Origin of the sequence: Candidatus Frackibacter sp. WG13 (assembly GCF_900114655.1) — a bacterium.
Classification (GTDB): domain Bacteria; phylum Bacillota; class Halanaerobiia; order Halobacteroidales; family Acetohalobiaceae; genus Frackibacter.
The window spans coordinates 1-21081 of sequence record NZ_FOTT01000002.1 but is presented as its reverse complement, the minus strand read 5'-3'; the positions used below and the strand labels follow the sequence as shown (position 1 = coordinate 21081).

Sequence of the window (21081 nt, the reverse complement as noted above, 5' to 3'; positions counted from 1 at the left end):
TTATATCTCCACCCTTCTACTAATCATTTTAATTAGCCTACTTGGAATAATTGACTTACTTCTTCCCTATAAGCAAAACCTAATTCAAAATCCTTACCTAACTTCATCCCAGCATCAACTACCATATTCTTGGTCGTTAAATGTGCTAATTCAGGAACATTATTATCTTTACTAAGATGCGCTAATAATATACGCTTAACTGAATTCTTAACTAGTTCAACTACTGTAGCAGCTGCATCATCATTAGAAAGATGACCTTCTGTTCCCATAATTCGCTTCTTCAGGTGCCAAGGATATGGGCCCGCCTTCAACATTTCCAAATCATGATTAGACTCTAAGACTACTAATTCTGCTCCGGTTAAGTTATCAAGGATCTCTTCACTCATATAGCCAATATCAGTAGCAATTGCTGCTTTCTTCCCATTACTATAAAAGGTAAAACCTACTGGGTCCACAGCATCATGAGGTGTACTAAAACAACCAATTCTCAAATCACCTATCTCTATGCCTTCCTTATCAATTATACATTTATTCTTACGTTTAATCTTTCCCAACTTTTCTTCAGCTGCTGTCCATGTCTTTTCTGTCGCATAAATAGGCACATCAAAACGCCGAGAAAGAATTCCAACTCCTTTAATGTGGTCTTGATGCTCATGAGTAACTAATATTCCATCTATCTCATCACCAACTACATTTATTTCCGATAATTTTTCAGAAATTTTCTTGCCGCTTAATCCTGCATCTACCAAAACCTGTTTTTGATTTGATGCAATATAAATTGAATTTCCAGAACTACCACTGGCTAAAGAACAGACCTTTAAAGTAATTATAATCATCTCCTTAATATATCTTCACATTAAACTTCAATATGATTAATCTTCATTTATTACACGCGACACTTATTATTTATATATCTACATTCGCATTCCCTGCTTAAATAAATTAAAATCTTTTTTATCTTAATTTATAACTTAATGCAGGATTTTTATAGTCTAAACGGAACTATTGTAATATAACAAAAAAACGGTTATTAACTGTTTTTATTTAATATTTCAGCATTTTACTTTTGTTAGAAAGGAGCAAATATATGACACTTGATTTTTATCAATTTAGAGATAAAGCTTCTAAGGATATTGATATTGACCTCAGTAGTTATAAAATGAAACGAGTTAAAAGAAGAATTAATAGTCTAATGGATAGACATAATATTAAAGATTATGACCACTGTTTAGAAATGTTAAAGACAGATCGAGAATTTAAAAAAGCTTTTCTAAGCCACTTTACTATTAATACTTCTGAATTCTTTCGTAACCCTAAAAATTTCAAATATCTTCAAGAAGAAGTCTTCCCTAAATTAATTAATAAAAAGAAGAAAATTAAAATTTGGAGTGCAGCTTGTTCAGATGGTTCAGAACCTTATACATTAGCTATTATGCTTAATGAACTAAATGTTAAGCCTAGAAACTTTGAAATTCAAGCCACTGATATAGATAATGAAATATTAAGAACAGCTAAAAAAGGTATTTACAATGAGAATTCAATAAAGAAAGTAGATAGTAAGATTGTAAATAAATATTTCTCTAAAAAAGACGACAAATATATTCTAGACCCTAAAATTAAACGCAGAATCAACTTTAAGCAACATAACCTTTTAAAAGATTCTTATGGCAGTGGTTGGGACTTAATCCTCTGTCGTAATGTCTTTATCTATTTTACTAAAGAAATTAAAGATGAAATCACTCAGAAATTGAGTAATGCTCTAGATAAGGATGGCTACCTCTTTTTGGGGAATACCGAATATCTATTAAACCCTTCTAAGTATGATTTAGATAAAGAGTTTGCATCGTTTTATAAACGCAGCAAATGATGATTAAATTAATCTTTCCTTAGAAATTATATAATCTTCATCAACTAAGTTAGCTACCTCTTGGCTAATCTTGGCTCTGATGAAGATTCCATCATTTTTATACTTCTCTTCTACTACTTTACCGTTCTGAAAGATAAGATCTAAAGCTCCTGCATCAGAATAAGGCAATAAAATTTCTACTTCAACCATTGTGCCTAAGATTAAATCAGAAATTCTAGCTATTAAGTTATCTATTCCTCCTTCATTAACAGCGGATATTGTTAAACTATTATCAATTTCTTGTTTAATTAAGTTAAGCCTTTCTTTATTCTGTACTAAGTCTATCTTATTTAAAACAGTAATCATTGGCTTATCTAATACATTTAGCTCTGATAATACGTCTAGTACTGCTTCCATCTTTTCTTCATAATCTACTTGACTTACATCAACTACATGCAGCAAAATATCAGACTCTTTTATTTCTTCTAAAGTAGCTCTAAAAGCAGCAACTAACTGGTGAGGCAACTTACGAATAAAGCCTACAGTATCACTGATCAAAACTTTCCTACCTATAGGCAGTTTCAATTTACAAGTATTAGCATCTAAAGTAGCAAACAGTTCATCTTTAGCTAGAGTATTAACATCTGTTAAACTATTTAATAATGTAGACTTTCCGGCATTAGTATAACCTACTAATGAAATCATAGGTAGGTTACGACGAGACCGCTGAACTGCTCGTGTCTTCTGGACTTGATCAATCTGTGCCTCTAAATTATCAATCCGTTTTCTAATGCGACGCCTATCAATCTCTAACTTACTCTCTCCAGGACCCCTAGTCCCAATTCCACCAGCTAATCTAGATAATTGCTCTCCTTTACCTATTAATCGCGGCAGTAAATAATTTAACTGTGCTAATTCAACTTGTAATTTGCCTTCTTTCGTATTAGCATGTTGAGCAAAGATATCTAAAATCACCTGGGTTCGATCAATAACTTTAATATCTAGCTCTTCTTCTAAATTTCTTTGTTGACTAGGGCTTAATTCATCATTGAAAATAATCACGTTAAAGTCTAACTCATACTTTAAACTTTTCAATTCTTGAACTTTACCATATCCTATATAATAACGACTATCAGGCTGCTGTCGATATTGAACTTCCTTACCAACCACCTTTATACCAGCAGTCTTTACTAAATTATTTAGCTCTTTTAAAGGTTCTAACTGTTGCGAAACATTATTATTAAATCCATCAAGTCCAACCAAGAATGCTCTTTCAGCTGCTGCCTCTGAAACCTCAACTGTCTCTTCAGCCTTTAATTGATTCTCAATAGCTTGTACCTCATCAATATAATCAATATTAATTAGTTGATTAACCGTAAAAGGTCCCTGCACTTTACTACCTAAAATCAAACTTCCTTCTTCTACAGATGGATAATGGGCCTTTGCTTTATTTTTCTCTTTTAAGTTATTTAAATAAATATGAAGCACTAAATCTAATCTATATTCTTTTAAGAAGATTTCCGCTCGTCTATCTAATTCTTGATTAAAAGTAAGATAAATACACCTTAGACCGCTTAGCCGTTTATCACTTTTTCTTCTTTCTACATTCTGAAAAAAATCTTCTGTTAATTCGCCTACTTTTATACGTAATACTTCTCCTCTTCTATTAACCAAAATAGCTATTTTACGATTAATTTCTTTAGCTTGACTAATAATTTGTTGTAAAAAAGAAAAAGAAGCTAACTCTCCACTAGAAAATATACTACTCTTTAAATCTTCTAAAACTTGAATAGTTCTTTCTTTTAATCCGGATAAATTTCCTCTTAATTCAGTAATCAATACCACCTCATTATTCAAGTAGTAATCTATCTCCTTTAATTGTAACATGAGTAAACTTCCAAATAAAGTATTATTTGATTTTTTCTATTCATTACAAGGACGGGTCTTCCCATAGATTATCAATTGTAAAGCTTGGCGCGAACGATTAATAAAGCATTGCTCAATATGTTCTTCCTCTCCGCATTTCTGACATAAGCCTTCTATTTGATTTAAAAATCCTTCTACTTTTTCCTGATCAAACTCTCTCGTTTCCTTTTGAAATTTAACATCATATAAACCTTGATGAACCTGCCGTCCATTCTCTGTAAATTGATGCAAAAATTCTTTAGCTTTTCTAAAGTTACATTGCTCACTACATTCTTCTAAACATCCTTTTTCCTTACAATGCTTACTTAAAGCTCTCCATACTTTACTTACCTTATACTGGGGAATCAAGGTCATAATTTATCCTCCTTTGATAATTTAAAAGATTTGAGCATTAGTTTCTAATCTTATATAATTACAATCTTTCAACAATATCATACAATATTTATATTGTGATTTCAAGTTTTAACAAAAGATGATAAGCAAGTAATAAAAAATTTCAAGAGAACTCTTTAGTCCCCTTGAATACAATAATTTAAATCTAATATTTAATTTCTTATTCCCCTTGATTAACATGACAAGACACACACAACTTCCCTGTTTTATTTGAAACTCTTAAGTAACTTTCAGCATCTGAATTATGAGGATTATGACAGGTTCCACAAGTCATTCGTTCTTTGTGATCGAGAGGAAAATCATCAGGAATTGTCATGTAGTCAGGTATTTTCACGCCAACAGGATGAGTAGTCTTTAGATTATCAAAAAAGTCTTTCCCTTTACTAGTAATTGTTCCATCATGGCAGCTATAACAAAGGGCATTAATAGAGATCAGTTTAGTTCCTTTCTGAGTCTGTAGGTTTGGAGTAAAAGTCCAAAGTTTATCACCATGAGCACCATGAGGAAGGTGGCAACTTGAACATCCATTCAAAGGATGTCCTGTAGATTTAATTTCACCAGCTAGAGCTTGACCTCCAAATAGTAACATTAAAACTGACATTAAAGCTATTAATGTTATTCTTCTTTTCAACCTTGTTCCCCCTTTTTACTTGTATTTAACTACTTATTATATATATATATATTAAATCCTCTTCATCTTTATTCTTGATGTATTAGGGGGGACGCAAGCCTACGATAAACTCTGCTTCTAATTCGAAAGTACTTTTCTGGGCTTCACTATCAACTATTAATGAACTTTAACAAAAAACTCCTGGCTATTAACCAGAAGCTTTTATCATTTATTCAAATTTAAAATCTATAGTTCCTATAAACTCTCCATTTTCTAGTGCTCTATGGTCTTCTTGTAACACCTTAAGAAAAGCCCAAATAGAGAAGCACATAAAGATCATAAATGGAAAAGCCGAAGCAATTGCTGCTGTCTGTAAAGCTGAAAGTCCACCGGCTAATAATAATATAGCTGCAATTAAGCCTTCAAAGACTCCCCAAGTAATCTTAACATTTCTTGAAGGCTCTAAATCTCCATAAGAAGTTAACATCCCCATTACAAAAGTAGCCGAATTAGCTGAAGTAATAAAGTAAGTTCCAATTAGAATAGTTGCTATAATACTTGTAATTCCTCCAAGTGGAAACTTACCTAAGGTAACGAAGAAAGCCGAAGCTATATCAGCCTGTACCGGTTCTACAATTCCACCTGCTCCAAATCGTTCTAGCCAAATAGCAGAACCACCCATAGTTGCTATCCAAATAAAGCTTAGAATAGTAGGTCCAAATAATGTAGCCACAACAAACTCACGGATAGTACGTCCTCGCGAAATACGCGCAATAAATCCACCTACAAACGGAGTCCATGAGATCCACCAAGCCCAATAAAAGATAGTCCACCAGCCTGGCCATTGACTATCTCCTACTGAACTAGTAAAGAAACTCATTTCAAAAATATTCTGTAAATATAGCCCCAAACCCTCTGTGAGATATTTGAAGATAAAGACTGTTGGACCAATAATAATCATAACTGCTAATAAAACTAAACTTAAATTGACATTCATATTACCTACAAACTTAATTCCCTTTTCTAGCCCCGTCACCGTAGCTATAATAAAGATTATAGTTATAACCGCAATGATAATTATAGCTACAAAGTTATTATTCGGAATATTGAATAAGAAGTTTAAACCACTATTAATCTGTTGTGCCCCTAAGCCTAGAGAAGTTGCTATCCCAAAAAGAGTAGCAAAGATAGCTAAAATATCAAATGCCTTACCTATCGGACCTTTTACTCCTTTTTCCCCTATCAACGGATAAAGAGTACAACTAGGTAACTGTGGTAAGCCTCTTCTAAAACCAAAATAACCAATTATCATTCCAAATAGTGAGAATAAAGCCCAGGGGTGCAAACCCCAATGGAAGAAAGCATAACGAATAGCTAATAATGCTGATTTAACCGTTTCGCCTTCACCAAAAGGTGGACTAGCATAATGTGTAATTGGTTCAGCAACCCCCCAGAATACTAAGCCTATTCCCATTCCAGCACTAAATAACATTGCAAACCAAGACCCTGTGCTAAATTCTGGTTCTTCATCTGGTTTACCTAACTTAATTTCACCAAACTTACTAAGTCCAACTACCAAAGTTAACCCTAATACTATTGAAACGAAAGCTAAATAAGACCAACCAAATTTACCTACTAAAAAATTAAATACTGCATCTACTGCCTTACCAAAACTTTCAGTAGCAAGAATTCCCCATATGACTAATGCAGCAGAGATTGCAACTGAAACCCAAAATACAATTGGATCTGTCTCCTTCTTCTTCACTTTAGCCATTAGCATATCACTCCTTATAATTTTTAAAATTTTCAGATTTATTATGGTAGCCATCTACTATATAATAATTTAATGAAATTCTGGGGCTTAAGGGGGGAATGCCCCAGAATTCAAATCTAATCTAAATAGTTAATCGCTCACTCTTCGCTGCTTTAATATAGTTAGCACAATATTGATCATTGCCTAATAAGGTATCAGATGCTATAGCTAAAGACATAATCTTATCATCTAACGGATCCATAATTGCACTATCTAAACCACGACTCATAGCCAAAACTACGTAAGCCTGATTCAATAGCTGACGCTTAGGTAATCCATGGGATATATTACTTAAACCACAAGTAATATGAACACCTTCGTATTTAGTAGCAATCTCTTCAATAGCATTCAAAATGTGTAGTCCCATCTCACCATCAGTTCCTATAGGCTGTATAATAGGGTCAACATAAATATCATCTAAAGCAATCCCATCGGCTGTTAAATCATCAATTAATTTAGATGCTACTCTAACTCTATCATCAGCATTATTTGGCATACCGCTATCATCCATAGCCAAAGCAACTACTGCCGCATCATGTTCTTTAAGCATTGGTAAAATCTCATCATATCTATCTCCTTCGGCAGTAATTGAATTAACCAAGGCTTTACCTTCATGAGCTGCTAAGCCTCTTTCCAGGGCCTCCGGATTCGGACTATCTATACACAATGGTACATCAACAACTTCTTGTACTGTATTAACCAACCATTCTAATGCTTCTGGCTCCTCTTTAATTAAAGTCCCACAATTAACATCAATAAAGTCAGCTCCTGCTTCCTCCTGTTCTTTAGCTAAGTTCTGAATAAACTCGACATCTCTTTCTTTAACTGCTGGTTCTACTTCCTCACGACTAGTATTAATTAATTCACCAATTACGATCATCTTATCGTCACTCCCTCTTTATTAGTTGTCACTATCAGTTTAAAATTCAATTGACGATTGACAATTATCAATTAAAACCATTACAAACCTTAACCTTAATCCTACGCTCCTACAAACTCACGAGCTAATTCAGTAGATGCACTACCATCTGACGCATATGCATAAGCGCCAATTTCATTTGCAAAATCTTCGGTCACCGGAGCTCCTCCTACCATGATTTTAACTTGGTCTCTCACACCTGCTTCTTCTAATGCTTCAATTGTATTCTGCATAGCTGGCATAGTAGTAGTCAATAGAGCCGATAGTCCTAACACTTCTGGATTATGTTCTTTAACAGCATCTACAAATTCTTCTGCTGATAAATCTACTCCTAAATCTACTACCTCAAAACCAGCCCCTTCTAACATCATAGCTACTAAATTCTTACCGATATCATGTAAGTCACCTTCTACCGTCCCTATCACTACCGTTCCTGCTGATGAAGACTCTCCTTCAGCTAAAAGTGGCTTTACTACATCCATTCCAGCATGCATAGACTTAGCAGAAATCAATACTTCTGGTACAAACATTTCATTAGCTTTAAATCTAGCACCAACAACATCCATCCCTGCTACTAAACCTTCCTTAATAATCTCACTTGGTTTTACACCTTCATCTACTAAATCCTGTGCTAATTCTCCTACTTTTTCAACCTCACCACTAATTACCGCTTCAGCTATCTCTTCAAATTTACTCATCTATATTACCTCCTGATTTTTATAAAAATATTATTAATCATATCCTTACGAAAGGTCACTACGTTAGTTGTTTTCCTTAGCCTTAACCTCAACCTTAACCTCTTAAATTATAACTCTTCCATATAATTAAGTAACTTCTCCTCAATCTCTGAATCTAATTCCGGTGCTTCAAAGTCATTCAAAATATTCTTCCACTTATCATTAGCTCGTTTAACTGCTGGCACGAGATTCTCTTCAGAAGTATAAGCTTCTCTAGTACTAAGGATTGGATCTCTAAAATCACGCATATGACTCATAGTATGAGGATCTGCTAAATAATGACCACCATGCCCTACATTTTCAATTACTTCCTTAGCTATTGTCTCCTCATTCACTTCAATACCTGCTTGATAATCAGTTACCATACTAAGAATCTCATCATCAATAATGAATTTCTCATATGACATAGTCATGTAATTTTCTAATAAGCCTGCTGAATGAAGGATAAAGTTAATACCATGATTAACCGAAGACATGAAAGTTAACATAGACTCATAACCGGCTTGAGCATCAGCTATAAGCGAATCCGTAATTGAACCTCCAGCTCGCGAAGGGATATCATAATAACGTGCTAACTGAGCAATAGAGCCTATAATCTTTGCATATTGAGGACTACCTACTGCTAAATTAGCAGTCTTCATATCCATTACCGTAGAAGCTGTTCCATAGACTACTGGTGCTCCTGGATTTACCATCTGAGTAAGGATAACTCCAGCCAAGACTTCTGCATTCTGTAAAGTTAAAGTTCCAGCTAAAGTCATTGGACCTGTAGAACCAGCCATTATCAAAGCAGCAACAACAACCGCCTGATTATATTTGGCATGTTCCATTAAAGAATCTAACATTCGATAGTCATACTTTAGTGGACTTGTAGTGTTAATTAAAGTAATTACTAGCGCTTTATCATCAATAATCTCATCTTCTCCAAAAAGCATACTTGCCATTTTAAAACAGTCTCGTGCTTTCTTCTTACCTAATGCACTTCCCATTAAACATTTATCTGAATACTTTGCACCAGTATAAAGCATTTTAGCATGTCGCAACTCATCGGATACATCATTAGGCTCTACTAAGACTCCACCAACTATATCGATATTCTCACTATTTGAAGCTAATTTAGTAAAGTTAACATAGTCTTCAAAACTAGAATCTCTTCTGCCACTATCGATATCAGTTACGAATGGTGCTCCATAGCCAGGAACTACTACTGAATTATTCTCACCAATTGTCACATTATTCTCAGGATTTCTAGCATGTAAAGTAAAAGAAGAAGGAGCTTTTTCAAGAAATTCTTCTACAATGTCACGAGATAAATAGACCCGAGTATCTTCTACTCTCGCCCCATTCTCAGCAAAAACTTCCCGTGCTTCTTCATGTAAAACCTCTATCCCTGTCTTTTCTAATAAATTCATAGTTGCCTCATGAATCTTATTTAAGTCCTCATCCGACAAAATATCTTGAGCTAAAAATTTGCGATTTATCATGTATTAATCCTCCTTTATATTTTTAAAGTTTTACCAATTAATAACTTGTAATGAGATTCCACCACCTCCTCATATAACCAGTTCAAAATATTAAGAATCTTTACATTAAAAGATCCTTTAAAAAGTATTCCTAAAATAAGCAGCCCTTTATTCATGATAATTTTATAACCGTGTTTATTAATTAAACATGATTATATAAAACTCCTGCATTTTTATCGTAAAAATTTAAAAAAATGTTAATTTAATAGCATAAATGGTATTTTAGACAATTAGTTTGTATTAAGTTATAAAATAAATAAAACTAACTGAAAGCCTTGACTTCAAAGAGAAGTTTGATATAAAATAACATGAAGGAGAGTGCTTAAAATGGTTAAGGTAAACAAAGAAGATATTAAAAAGATGCGAACCTTAAGGCTCTTTATTGATGCTACTGCTCAAATTATTGAACAAAAAGGTATTGAAGGAGTTACAATCAGAGAAGTTGCAAAAATTACTGGTTATAATAGTGCTACTATCTATAACTATTTTGATAATTGTAACGAGTTAATCTCTTTTGCTGCTATGAAATTCATTAGTGATTATGTCCAAGCAATACCAGAATATATAGCAGAAGCCGATAGTCCGTTAGAGAAATTTTTAGCAGTATGGCAATGCTTCTGTGAATATTGTTTTGATGACCCACAACTTTATTATGCAATCTTTACAGCTGATATTGGGGATAAACCAGAAAATTTAATTAAAGATTATTATTCACTATTCCCTGATGATTTAGGAGATCCTCCCCAAGACTTAGTTCCAATGTTAATGGAATCTGATTTTTCTAAAAGATGTGAAATTCTAATTGAGCCATGTGTTAAAACTGGATATTTTACAAAAGAACAAGCAGAAGAAATTAATGAGTTAATTAGACTAATTTATCAAGGCATGCTTTCTTTGATGATTAATAATAGAATTGATTATTCAACTGAAAAAGCAGTAGAAAGAACTATGAAACATATTCGCATGGTCGTAAATGAAAGAGCTAAAGTTAATTAAGCAGAAAGCGGTATCTCATTAATGAGATACCGCTTTCTTATAGGGGAAGTTAATAACTAATTGATTAAAATTATTACGTAATTAATTGTAACATTCTATTGATTATTCATTATTAGATAAATTTATTTTTTTCTAATATTCTAATTGCTTCTTCTTCATCTTCGGAAGCAATTAAGATAACAGGCCCTGTACAACCCATTCCTGTTTCAGCATATATTCCTTCTTTCCATAAAGTATGCATCGCATCATCCAATGTCAAAATATCAAGTCCTGATATTTCTTCTGTTACTGTCTTTTCAGGCGGTGGAGAGACTTCTTTATCTGTTTTTTCAACATCACTACTTTCAATATTAGCTATTATTTCATCCAATCCAGCATCTCTTGCTGCTTTAAATTCCTCTGTAGTAACCTTAATAATCTTTCCTTGGGCTGCATCAGCAGCATATCTTATAGCCCCCGCAATTACAGGAGCTCCAGAAGCACGAGAAATAATATTAATAATTTGGTCATAATCTTCGCCAATTCCAGGACCATAGCCATAACCTAATGCTTCATAACTTCCACCAGTATTAAAAGCAGAAAACAATTTCATTAATAAGTTTCCTGTTAAAGTGTCAGTTACCATTACATCAGCAGCGCCTACTAAAAGATCATTCCCGCGCATGACACAACCACCATCTGACCGAATCGATTCCGCAAAATTAATCTTATAACCATTTTCATCTAACTCTTTTAAAGCCTTCTCCACTTGTCGAGCACCATCAACATTTAATATTCCAATTGTGGGCTCTTCAACTCCAGTAGCCTTAGCAGCAATAATACCATAAAGAGCATTTTTTATCATAGCACTAATCCGGTCAGTTGCTGAAGTTCCAGTAGAAGTAGCTATAATTAACTCTTCCCCTTTGCCTGGAGTAATAACTTTTCCTACAGTAGAAACGCCAATTGGAAAATTAAAATGGTTAGTAACACAGGCATCAATATCTCCTACTTGTAGTAATTCTTCCATCTTTTGATGAGCTGTTTCAGCACAGTCTGTTTCAGCAATAAGAGAGAGGTCAGTATCAACTTTAGGACCAATTAGTACTACTTCAATGTCTGCAGACTGTTTTGCTGCTAATTCTGCCCCTTTTATTACTTCTTCTACACCATGTTCACTTCCTAAAGTAGTAATTCCTATCTTAGTCTTTTCACCGTATACCCCTGATTCAAGAGCATCGGCAATCTGGTCAAATACTTTAGCTACTTTTTTCTTTGCAATTTCAGTAGTCATCTGTTCACCTCCTAATAATGTGCCATTTCTTATTCTTCTTCAGCTAATAATGCTTGCGATAAGCTACGCATAGCCTCAGCAACTACACCCTTAATCTCATCTTCACCGACAGCCGTTGTCTCTTCACTAGCTCCTTTATTCTGTTCAATAATGAAAGAAACACCATCAAATAAATTAGTCATTCTTCCTAAAAATAGACTACCTTTTCCAATAATCATAGCCTTTTCGATTTCACCAGCATTCATCATTTGACGAGCATGACCAATGAAAGGTACGCCAGATGGAATATGCCCCTGGGTTGGTGCAAATCCAGGCATACCATGTTCTTCAACAAAATTCATAAGATCACTACGCTCTAAGTCGCCTCGCTTAACACCTAAGGCTGCAATCATCTTATAATTAGAAGCCGGTACATCTCCAGCACCTGCCGGCTTAGTAATCTCTGGATTCTGCATTTCTACTGAATATTTATCAATATCAGTAATCTGCAGACCAATATCATCTAAAGGTTCAGTAACTAAAGAACTAATTACCGCCTGTGGTGATGAACCAGTTGCTACCTTATGTCTACCAATAGCATCTGTACGAATAACTGGATTCACCCCGTCATCTTTACTAATCAAGACTGCAAAACCACCTAAACAATCCTCTAATACCGGCATCTCTTTATTTACATGATCTTTCCCATTCATACCTAACTTAGCTGTAGAACCACCTGCAACTACTACTACATTGTCATAGATACCTGACTTCACTAAGCCAGCAGCATTAATTAAACCATGAGTCGGGCCAGCACAGAAACTACGAGTATCAGAACCAGTAGCCTGCTCACAACCAGCTATTTCCGCAATAGCTTTGGCAAAGTTACCTCCACCACGCTGATTAATGTCACCACAAGCTTCTTCTGAAACTTCAATTACATAATCTACTTCTTCTAAGTTAACTCCATCTTGTTTTCCTAAATGAAGTAATGAAAGTACACCAGATGCTTTAACTACTAAATTTTCTAACATAACATGAGCTGATAGATTAATATCTGTGTCATGAGCTTGCTTAACACAGCCTACTAATTCATCATCTAAAAAGAGTGCTTCAGCTGTATCTTCATCTACTGTCTCTTTGATAACTTCACTTTCTACACCTATAATCTTTTCTATATGGTCTTTTGTCAACAATGAATGTCCCGCTAACTTTTCTTTTACTTTATTAGCAAATTCATCACTTAATTTTACTAAATCAAAAGCATCAACTATCTTTAACATACCATAAAACTCATCCTCAGGCATGATCTCTCCCCAGTCACTAAGACGTTCTGCCTCAGCAATAGAATTTTCATACCAAGGTTGGTCCATTTCCTCTAACTCTTCTACAGAAATATTACCAATATAAGCTTGGTTTGGACCATAAGCTACTACATCTTCATAACTCCTTAAAAAATCAGGTAACTCCTTTAAATATTCACTATTAGCATCTTTATCTCGTTCCATAACCTGTGTAGAACCATGATGTAATAGGTTATTAGTCGCATGAACTAAAACATAGCTAGTACCTTTAATAACTGGTGAAGTCAATTTTTACACCTCCGTTTTAATTAGAAACCTTCTTTTTAAAGATATTTTTTAATCTCTTCTTCAATCTCTTCCGCTGTCAACTCATCTCCACTTAAATGTGATTTCTTTTCTCCATCAACATAGAATACCATCGATGGTAATCCCATAACCTGCTGACTCATAGCTAATCGTCGGTTCCCTTTAATATTTAATTTAGCAAACTTAATCTTATCACCATACTCCTCAGCAAAAGCTTCTACATCAGGCATTAGTTCTAAACAACGTTCACAGCCTTCTCCCCAAAAGTCAACCATAACAACACCTTCAGCATTTAATACTTCTTCTTCATAGTTTTCTTTATTTACTTCTAACATAATTTTAGCCTCCTTTAGATTATTAAAATAGATTATTATTACATTTAATTTTATAAATTAAATAAATTCATTAATCTCTTCTAACTTAGGATTAACAGTTCTATCTACAACCTCACCATCTTCAATCTTAAGAACTGTAGGAATTTCATTCACGTCATAACGCTCGGAAACTAATGTATTCTTATAAGTGTCAATCTTCACTAACTTAGCATCTAAGCCTATCTTCTCCAATCTATTAATTACTTCTAAGCTCTCTTCATTCGTCGGACTCCAAAATGCTACTAAGACTGTCTCTTCTGTTTCTAATACGTTCTCTTGCCAGTAGTCCTCTTCTTCAATATAACCTCCCGCTGCCATAGCTGCTGCAGCTCCATCACTAGCAGCAGTTATAACCTGCCGTAAATATTTATCTCTAACATCCCCTGCTGCATAAACTCCTGAAATATTAGTATCTAACCTTTCACTATTAACTTCTATATATCCATTTTCATTTAGTTCTAACTCTTCTTCTACAAAATCAATTCGAGGGACTCTACCAATGAAGATAAAGATTCCATCACATGATAGGTCAGTGGTTTCACCAGTCTTGATATTCTTAAGAACTGCTGTATCTACTAATCCTTCACCTTTAACTTCTTCCAAAGTTGAATTCCAAACAAATTCGATCTTATCATTACTATAAGCTCTTTCCTGCAAAATCTTCTCAGCATCCATAACTCCTTCTTCATGAATAACAATCACAGTTACTTTACTTGCAAACTTAGTCAAATAAATCGCTTCTTCAATAGCTGAGTTCCCATTACCAACAACTACAACTTCTAAGTCAACGAAGAAATCTGCATCACAAGTTGCACAATAAGAAACTCCTTTACCTTTAAACTCTGCTTCCCCTTTGACACCTAACTTCCTTGGCTCAGCACCAGTAGCAATTATTACGCTTTTAGCCCTATACTCCTTGCCATCTTTAGTTGTTACACTCTTAATTCTTCCATCAAGGCTAACATCTTTTACTTCTCCACGTTCAATTTCAGTTCCAAACTTTTCTGCATGCTCTCTAAAATTCTTTACTAATTCTGGTGCAGTAGTATCAAGAACTCCAGGATAGTTCTCCATCTCTTCATAAGTTGTTGGTTGACCTCCAACTTTACGATTCTGTTCTAATAGCAAAGTATCTAACTTAGAACGAGAAGCATAAACAGCCGCCGACAAACCAGCCGGCCCACCGCCAACAATAATAACATCATACTTTTTGCTCATTTAGCACCCTCCTTTTATGATCGGTTAAATAAGAGTTTTGGTAATCATGATTACCACTAGCCCATTCAGTAGGAGACGAAGCCTCGTCCCCTACTTGCGTTCTATTTTATTTCCATCTCATCTAAGCCTTTCCTATACTATCTTTCCTAACATCCTGTCTCAATGCTTTAACTAATGACACCATCCCAAATAACATTACGAAAGCAAATGGAAAAGCCGCTGCAATCGAAGCAGTCTGCAACATTTCTAAACCACCAGCTAACATTAAAGTTACAGCTAGTCCAGATTGAATAAAGCCCCACGTTACTTTTCGTTTAGTAGTTGGATTTAAGTCTCCGTTAGAAGACATCATCCCTAAAACGAATGTGGCTGAATCTGCTGATGTCACGAAGAATGTTGACAATAGGATTACAGCAATGAATGATATGATATTTCCAATCGGATAGTTTTCAAGTACCACAAAGAAAGCGGTTGAAGTAGATTTGATAGCTTCAGATGCTACATCCATACCAGTATTAATACCTAATGTCCCGAAGATAGCAAACCAGATAAATGAAGCAAGAGTAGGTGCTAAAAGCACTCCACCAATAAACTCTTTAATCGTCCTACCTCGCGAAATTCGGGCAATAAAAGTTCCAACAAATGGAGCCCAAGCAATCCACCAAGCCCAATAGAAGATAGTCCACCAGCCATACCAAGGATCACTTGAAATCTTAAAGCTATCTCTTACTAATGAGCTTAAGTACATCCCAACTCCATTAGTTAAGTTATTAATGATCAATACTGTAGGGCCAAGAATTAATCCTAATACCATTAAAATACCCGCCAAGGTAATGTTAGCATTAGATAATATCTTAATCCCTTTATCTAATCCAGTTACTGCCGAAAGCATAAATAAGACGGTAACAATCCCAATAATAATTATTCTTACTAAGTCAGTCTCGGGCACACCAAATAAGTAATTGAACCCACTAGTCATCTGTAAGGTAGCCATTCCTAAGGAAGTTGCAACTCCAGCAACCGTTGCAAATATAGCAAGAATATCAACAAGTTTCCCTATCGTTCCTGCGGCTCTTTCTTCACCTATTAACGGAATGAAGATACTACTAACAAGAGCAGGTTTATCTCTTCTAAACTGCATATATGCTAAAGCTAACGCAAAGACTGCATAGTTAGCCCATGGGTGTAACCCCCAATGAAAGAAAGATTTCTTAATTGCAAAGTCAGCAGCAGCTGATGTGCCTCCTTCTAAACCTAAGGGATTTACAAAGTGATTTAAAGGCTCAGCTACTCCCCAGAATACTAACCCAACTCCCATACCAGCACTAAAGAGCATAGCAAACCAAGAGATCGTGCTATATTCTGGCTCCTCACCATCTTTCCCCAACCTTATCTTACCATATTTACTGAAAGCAATCCAAACTGAAAAGATTACAAAAGAAGACATTGACAATAGGTAGAACCAGCCAAAATTACCGACTAAAAAATCAAATATACTATTAGCAGTACTTTCAAAGTTTTTTGGCATAAATAAGCCCCAAGCAACAATGGCAAAGACTACTATTAAGGCAGTATAAAAGACCTGATTCTTACTCTTCCTTTTTACTTCCATCATATCCTCTCCTTTTTTAGAATTCTACCCCCCTAAGTATTAACAAAGAGAGGCAGAATTCTTAATTATTTAAACTTCAAATACTGTCTGTTCATCAATAGCAGTTTCAAGTGCTTCTAAAGCAACTCCAACTCGATGATAACGAAGTTTCCATTGTTCATCTTCAGAGCTTTCTGGGTCTCCAAGAGGATACGGAATAGAGATAGTCGGAACCATACGATTAGCACCAACAGTCTCCGCTACTGGTATTAAGTTAGCCATCTGTACAACCGGAATACCGGCTCTTTCAATTTCTTTTACGATCGTTGCACCGCAACGAGTACAAGTACCTCAAGTAGATGTTAAAATTACAGCATCTACGCCTTCATCTTTCATATACTCTACCATTTCTTGACCCATTCTAGCCGCTTCTGCTTCAGTAGTTCCTGTTCCAACTGTTGTATAGAAATACTCGTGTACTTTACCAATTCGTCCTTCCTCTTCATATGCTCTAAGAGCATCTAATGGTACAACACGATCAGGATTAGCATCAGCTGCCGCTGGATCATAACCGGCATGAATAGTCTTAAACTCTCCAGCTTCTCTATTAGGTAGATTATCCAAGCCTTCTACACTATATCTGCCCCATCTAGTAGCAGATGCCGACTGAATCTTATCTGGATTATCTACCGGTACAATACCACCAGAAGTAGCAAGAGCTATAGTAGCCTCGCTTAAGTCTTTAATTGGCTCAGCAATTGGTACTCTATCAATCTTAGGTATAGGTAGCTCAGATTTAAACTCTTCACCATTCACTTTCTTAAGTAACATCTCTATTGCTCGATCAGCTGCTGGTTTACTATCTTCTAACCAGACTTGATGTCTAATTCCACGAGTAAAGAAACCTTCTTCTTCAGCAGTAAGTGGCCCTTCTCCATTTAATATCTTATTCCCAAGTTCAGCCATCTTAGCCATATCATCTTTCATCTTAGCTGCACTCTTTCCACCAGGGAAGATATAGATATCTTTCTTAAACATATCGACACCTGGATTCTCTTCATTCATTGAAGAAATAACCGGTACATCAAACGCTTCTTTTACTGCTTTACCGATAACACCACAAGCATTTCCGTATCTACCAGCCTGGAAAGCTGGTCCGGCAAAGAAGATATCAAACTCTTTATCTTCTAAAAATCCTAATATTTTCTCTACAGCTTCCTCTTCATTTGATCCCATAAAGTTATCGCCACAAATGATTGTATCTGTTACTTCTGCATCTGATAATTGATTTAATAACATTGCTGGTCCAACTAAACCTTCTCTAATTTCAGGTTGATGGTCAGCTTCTTCCTCACCACCAATTCCTGCAAAAAATTGATTTATATATATAATTGCTTTCTTCATAAGTTAGTACACCTCCTTAAGTATTTAAATTAAAACTCCTTCATTGTCTTAGGCGACCAGCCAAGCACTTGATCTCCACAGAACATTGAATTATTCTCCATAATAATTGAACCATCCTCTTTTACAGAAGGACCTAATTTTTCATCATCAGCCCAACCACCTGATAAACCATCACGGGCCAAAGCCTCTAATTCACCAATTACGGTTTCCATTGGTGGCAATTTAATTAATGTTGACACATTTCCACAGGAAACAATTGCATCAGCGCGTTCATCTAAGGTTACTAACGGTTGTGACTGTCCATCTCGACCGGTACATTCGTTAGTCATCCCTACTGTCTTTACACCAGCATCTTCTAAGGCAGCAAAGCAAGCAATAAAGTCAGCATCTGGATTACCATAACCTTCTTCAGCTAAAATAGCAGCATCTGCACCTAATGATTTTGCTATCTGCTGTACAAACATAGCTGCTCTCTCTTTCTGATCCATTGCTACATTTAGATTGGACATGATTACACCTAAGAAATTAATTGTCTTGCCGTGTTCTGCATATAACCTCTTAATCGTAGGGCAATTCTGAAAGTCATACGTCGACCATTTAGAAGAGCAAGGCATAAAGCTACCCGAAATTATTGCTCCATCTAATACTTCGTTAGGATGCATAAGAGTTGGCAGCATTCTATTTGCATCCCAACCATATACTAAATCATTATATCCTAATTCTTCCATTTGGGATTGCGGCTGCATAACATATACAACTGATGGTAAGTCATTTACATCTTGCGAACGTTTAGTAATCGGCTCTAATTCAAGGACTTCTTCCTCCTTAAGCTCTAAATCTTTCACTGTTTCACCTAAATATTCAGCTAACCTATGGGCAGCCCATCTAATAGCATGATTCTTCTTCTGTTGCTCTTCTCTTTCAAACTCTTCATCTGTATCTGCTACTAAACAGACATTTACTAACTTAGAAAAGTAAGTATACTTAGCGCCTTCACCACTCATATCGATTAATCCATCACCAAAACTACCCCAGTGTTTACCAACAGCTAATACACTACATCCTTTTAAGGCTACTGTTCTACCTTCGCCAACACTCTCTACCTTACCTGTTACTCCAGGAAAAGTAGCATCTCCATTAAGGCGATATCTAGGTTCGATTGCTTCTTTAACTGGAACAATTCGTTTCTCTTCACCTGGTCGAGCAATTACTAAATCAGCTTCTGTAATATGCTCATCTTCTTTTACAACTTCTAGGGCTTCTTCTTTATTAATAGTAAGTAAACCATCGTTATAACTAGTTTCTTCGCCGAAGACTATATCTTCAACGGGAAAATTTCCAATCTCTAAACGCATTAGCACTCCACCCCTTTCTCTTTGTGTCCATCTTTCTCTTATTAGTATCATTACCTTATCTTCTATAAAATCAAACTTTGTGAATGTGATTTTTTGCACTTACTAGTCAAAAATATAAATTTAAAACTCTTAATTAGCCCCTGTGGGCAACATTTGCGATTATGGCAACTATTGCCCTTAAGGGCAATTTATTGTCTACATGACTCCATTCTAATCAAAATTACAATATTTATCACGATATAACTTAACTTCATCGACAATCTCATCTACTTCTAGAACCATTTCCATCATGCTAATCTGTTCTTCATAAACATCTTCATCAACTTCAGACTTGATTTCTGGCTCTAAAATGTGATAAACCCTGAGTCCTAACTGGACCCCTGCTAATGGACCGGCAAAAGTAGGATCTCCATTAGTAACAGTCTCAGCAGCTAAACCAGAAGCTTCTGCCTCTGCGCCACCTAAGATTACTACTAAATTTTCTTCTCCATGCTCTTCAGCAAGTTTTTGAATCCTCTTTTGGTTCTCCAAGTCCATAGCTCCCGCTGCAGTTCAGACGAAACACTCCGTAGAGCCAAAAACAACTTCGGCTCCAGTTGTTTCGATACATTCTTGAATTGCAGGAGCTGGAATTCCATCACGATCGCCAATAATTGCGACTTTCTTCCCTTCTAACATAATTCCACCTCCAATCATAGTGTAAAATTACTATAGGACAATTTTAAAATAAAAATAGAAAAGAGACTCCCTTTTTGATAAAATATTGTTAACTACAACAAATACAAATCAAGAAAGGGGAGTCTCTTATGGATACTATTATACAGGATTTTAGTGAAAATGTCAGTGGTAAATTAGAAGAATTTTTAAAAGAAATTATATTAAGATCTGATAAGGATATTTCAGAGTTGGTAGAAATTCTAAAGGAGGAACTTGATAAGTTAGGCATTAAGCTTTGCAAATGGGTCATAGAAACAGCAGATGAAGTAATAAAAGAGAGTTCAAAACGGAAAAAAGAATGGGTAGTTGAACAAAATGATAATCCCAAAACATTAATGACTAAGTTTGGTGAAGTTAAATACGAAAGGACATATTATAAATCTAAAGGAGATAAAGGTTATAGTCATCTTGTAGATGATAAGTTAGGGATAAGCCCTCATCAAAGGATGGACTCTTCCTTAGAAGCTAAACTAGTAGATTTAGCAGCTAAAACTTCATATGCTAAAAGCGGAAAAGAAGCAGTTGATAACTTGAAAATAAGTGATCAAACAGTAATGAATAAGATAAGAAAGCTGAAAAGAATAGAAAATGATATTTTAAATGAAGTAGAAGAAAAGAGAGAAGTAAAGTGTCTATATATAGAAGCAGATGAAGATCATGTTTCCTTACAAAACGGAAATAAATCTGTACCTAAGTTAGTATATGTTCACGAAGGTATAGAAGAGTTGGGAGATAGAAATAAATTAAAGAATAAGTACTATTTTTCAGGTGTTTACAAAGAATCCGAAGAACTTTGG

19 protein-coding genes are annotated in these 21081 nt (G+C 35.2%); 3 read left to right on the top strand and 16 right to left on the bottom strand.

Annotated elements, in window-relative coordinates; genetic code table 11:
• Nucleotides 1-32: 32 nt before the first annotated feature.
• On the bottom strand, nucleotides 33-836 hold the full coding sequence (locus BM077_RS01655) for an MBL fold metallo-hydrolase (protein ID WP_089747971.1): 804 nt from the start codon (nucleotides 834-836) through the stop codon (nucleotides 33-35).
• A 251-nt stretch (nucleotides 837-1087) separates the two neighbouring features.
• On the opposite strand from BM077_RS01655, the gene BM077_RS01650 reads away from it, so the two are divergent.
• Nucleotides 1088-1867 (top strand): CheR family methyltransferase, encoded by a 780-nt coding sequence (locus tag BM077_RS01650; RefSeq protein WP_089747973.1) that lies wholly within the window; start codon nucleotides 1088-1090, stop codon nucleotides 1865-1867.
• A gap of 3 nt (nucleotides 1868-1870) precedes the next feature.
• On the opposite strand, the gene hflX is transcribed toward BM077_RS01650, so the two are convergent.
• The 7 genes from hflX to BM077_RS01615 form a co-directional block, all read right to left on the bottom strand.
• The gene (hflX, locus tag BM077_RS01645; RefSeq protein WP_089747975.1) at nucleotides 1871-3733 is read right to left on the bottom strand and encodes a GTPase HflX; all 1863 of its coding nucleotides are present in this window, start codon (nucleotides 3731-3733) and stop codon (nucleotides 1871-1873) included.
• A 36-nt stretch (nucleotides 3734-3769) separates the two neighbouring features.
• The gene (locus BM077_RS01640) at nucleotides 3770-4126 is read right to left on the bottom strand and encodes a hypothetical protein (protein ID WP_089747977.1); all 357 of its coding nucleotides are present in this window, start codon (nucleotides 4124-4126) and stop codon (nucleotides 3770-3772) included.
• A 199-nt stretch (nucleotides 4127-4325) separates the two neighbouring features.
• Nucleotides 4326-4796 carry a cytochrome c3 family protein gene (locus BM077_RS01635; RefSeq protein WP_089747979.1) on the bottom strand — a complete coding sequence of 157 codons (471 nt, stop codon included), beginning with the start codon at nucleotides 4794-4796 and terminating at the stop codon, nucleotides 4326-4328.
• 208 nt (nucleotides 4797-5004) lie between these two features.
• Nucleotides 5005-6549, bottom strand: coding sequence for a glycine betaine uptake BCCT transporter (locus BM077_RS01630; RefSeq protein ID WP_176941603.1), 1545 nt, complete (start codon nucleotides 6547-6549; stop codon nucleotides 5005-5007).
• Nucleotides 6550-6670: 121 nt separating this feature from the next.
• Entirely contained in the window at nucleotides 6671-7468 is a 798-nt protein-coding gene (locus BM077_RS01625; protein ID WP_089747982.1) for a methyltetrahydrofolate cobalamin methyltransferase, read from the bottom strand.
• 101 nt (nucleotides 7469-7569) lie between these two features.
• A complete protein-coding gene (locus BM077_RS01620; protein WP_090095110.1) occupies nucleotides 7570-8205 on the bottom strand; it encodes a corrinoid protein in 636 nt (211 codons plus the stop codon).
• 107 nt (nucleotides 8206-8312) lie between these two features.
• A complete protein-coding gene (locus BM077_RS01615; RefSeq protein ID WP_089747986.1) occupies nucleotides 8313-9728 on the bottom strand; it encodes a trimethylamine methyltransferase family protein in 1416 nt (471 codons plus the stop codon).
• Nucleotides 9729-10094: 366 nt separating this feature from the next.
• Here BM077_RS01615 and BM077_RS01610 point away from each other — a divergent pair, with 366 nt between their 5' ends.
• Nucleotides 10095-10763, top strand: coding sequence for a TetR/AcrR family transcriptional regulator (locus tag BM077_RS01610; protein WP_089747988.1), 669 nt, complete (start codon nucleotides 10095-10097; stop codon nucleotides 10761-10763).
• A gap of 112 nt (nucleotides 10764-10875) precedes the next feature.
• On the opposite strand, the gene grdD is transcribed toward BM077_RS01610, so the two are convergent.
• The 8 genes from grdD to grdA all read right to left on the bottom strand — a co-directional run bounded on the left by grdD (nucleotide 10876) and on the right by grdA (nucleotide 20245).
• Nucleotides 10876-12036 (bottom strand): glycine/sarcosine/betaine reductase complex component C subunit alpha, encoded by a 1161-nt coding sequence (grdD, locus tag BM077_RS01605; RefSeq protein WP_090003388.1) that lies wholly within the window; start codon nucleotides 12034-12036, stop codon nucleotides 10876-10878.
• Nucleotides 12037-12065: 29 nt separating this feature from the next.
• Nucleotides 12066-13607, bottom strand: a complete 1542-nt coding sequence (gene grdC / locus BM077_RS01600) for a glycine/sarcosine/betaine reductase complex component C subunit beta (RefSeq protein ID WP_089747992.1) — start codon at nucleotides 13605-13607, stop codon at nucleotides 12066-12068.
• A gap of 35 nt (nucleotides 13608-13642) precedes the next feature.
• Nucleotides 13643-13960, bottom strand: coding sequence for a thioredoxin TrxA (gene trxA, locus BM077_RS01595; protein WP_078811149.1), 318 nt, complete (start codon nucleotides 13958-13960; stop codon nucleotides 13643-13645).
• 57 nt (nucleotides 13961-14017) lie between these two features.
• The gene (gene trxB, locus BM077_RS01590) at nucleotides 14018-15217 is read right to left on the bottom strand and encodes a thioredoxin-disulfide reductase (protein WP_089747994.1); all 1200 of its coding nucleotides are present in this window, start codon (nucleotides 15215-15217) and stop codon (nucleotides 14018-14020) included.
• Nucleotides 15218-15338: 121 nt separating this feature from the next.
• Nucleotides 15339-16832, bottom strand: coding sequence for a glycine betaine uptake BCCT transporter (locus tag BM077_RS01585; RefSeq protein WP_089747995.1), 1494 nt, complete (start codon nucleotides 16830-16832; stop codon nucleotides 15339-15341).
• Between the two features lie 66 nt (nucleotides 16833-16898).
• Nucleotides 16899-18212 carry a betaine reductase selenoprotein B gene (gene grdH / locus BM077_RS01580; RefSeq protein ID WP_089747997.1) on the bottom strand — a complete coding sequence of 438 codons (1314 nt, stop codon included), beginning with the start codon at nucleotides 18210-18212 and terminating at the stop codon, nucleotides 16899-16901.
• Between the two features lie 29 nt (nucleotides 18213-18241).
• Nucleotides 18242-19567, bottom strand: a complete 1326-nt coding sequence (locus tag BM077_RS01575; RefSeq protein WP_089747999.1) for a glycine/sarcosine/betaine reductase component B subunit — start codon at nucleotides 19565-19567, stop codon at nucleotides 18242-18244.
• A gap of 210 nt (nucleotides 19568-19777) precedes the next feature.
• Complete coding sequence (grdA, locus tag BM077_RS01570) at nucleotides 19778-20245, bottom strand: glycine/sarcosine/betaine reductase complex selenoprotein A (RefSeq protein WP_090095108.1); 468 nt, start codon at nucleotides 20243-20245, stop codon at nucleotides 19778-19780.
• Between the two features lie 128 nt (nucleotides 20246-20373).
• Here grdA and BM077_RS01565 point away from each other — a divergent pair.
• A partial coding sequence (locus tag BM077_RS01565) for a UPF0236 family transposase-like protein (protein ID WP_177188337.1) occupies nucleotides 20374-21081 on the top strand: 708 nt, incomplete at its 3' end.

Coding starts and splice junctions, on each gene's coding strand:
- BM077_RS01655 (WP_089747971.1), bottom strand. CDS start 836: ATGATTATAATTACTTTAAAGGTCTGTTCTTTAGCCAGTGGTAGTTCT.
- BM077_RS01650 (WP_089747973.1), top strand. CDS start 1,088: ATGACACTTGATTTTTATCAATTTAGAGATAAAGCTTCTAAGGATATT.
- hflX (WP_089747975.1), bottom strand. CDS start 3,733: ATGTTACAATTAAAGGAGATAGATTACTACTTGAATAATGAGGTGGTA.
- BM077_RS01640 (WP_089747977.1), bottom strand. CDS start 4,126: ATGACCTTGATTCCCCAGTATAAGGTAAGTAAAGTATGGAGAGCTTTA.
- BM077_RS01630 (WP_176941603.1), bottom strand. CDS start 6,549: ATGGCTAAAGTGAAGAAGAAGGAGACAGATCCAATTGTATTTTGGGTT.
- BM077_RS01625 (WP_089747982.1), bottom strand. CDS start 7,468: ATGATCGTAATTGGTGAATTAATTAATACTAGTCGTGAGGAAGTAGAA.
- BM077_RS01620 (WP_090095110.1), bottom strand. CDS start 8,205: ATGAGTAAATTTGAAGAGATAGCTGAAGCGGTAATTAGTGGTGAGGTT.
- BM077_RS01615 (WP_089747986.1), bottom strand. CDS start 9,728: ATGATAAATCGCAAATTTTTAGCTCAAGATATTTTGTCGGATGAGGAC.
- BM077_RS01610 (WP_089747988.1), top strand. CDS start 10,095: ATGGTTAAGGTAAACAAAGAAGATATTAAAAAGATGCGAACCTTAAGG.
- grdD (WP_090003388.1), bottom strand. CDS start 12,036: ATGACTACTGAAATTGCAAAGAAAAAAGTAGCTAAAGTATTTGACCAG.
- trxA (WP_078811149.1), bottom strand. CDS start 13,960: ATGTTAGAAGTAAATAAAGAAAACTATGAAGAAGAAGTATTAAATGCT.
- trxB (WP_089747994.1), bottom strand. CDS start 15,217: ATGAGCAAAAAGTATGATGTTATTATTGTTGGCGGTGGGCCGGCTGGT.
- BM077_RS01585 (WP_089747995.1), bottom strand. CDS start 16,832: ATGATGGAAGTAAAAAGGAAGAGTAAGAATCAGGTCTTTTATACTGCC.
- BM077_RS01575 (WP_089747999.1), bottom strand. CDS start 19,567: ATGCGTTTAGAGATTGGAAATTTTCCCGTTGAAGATATAGTCTTCGGC.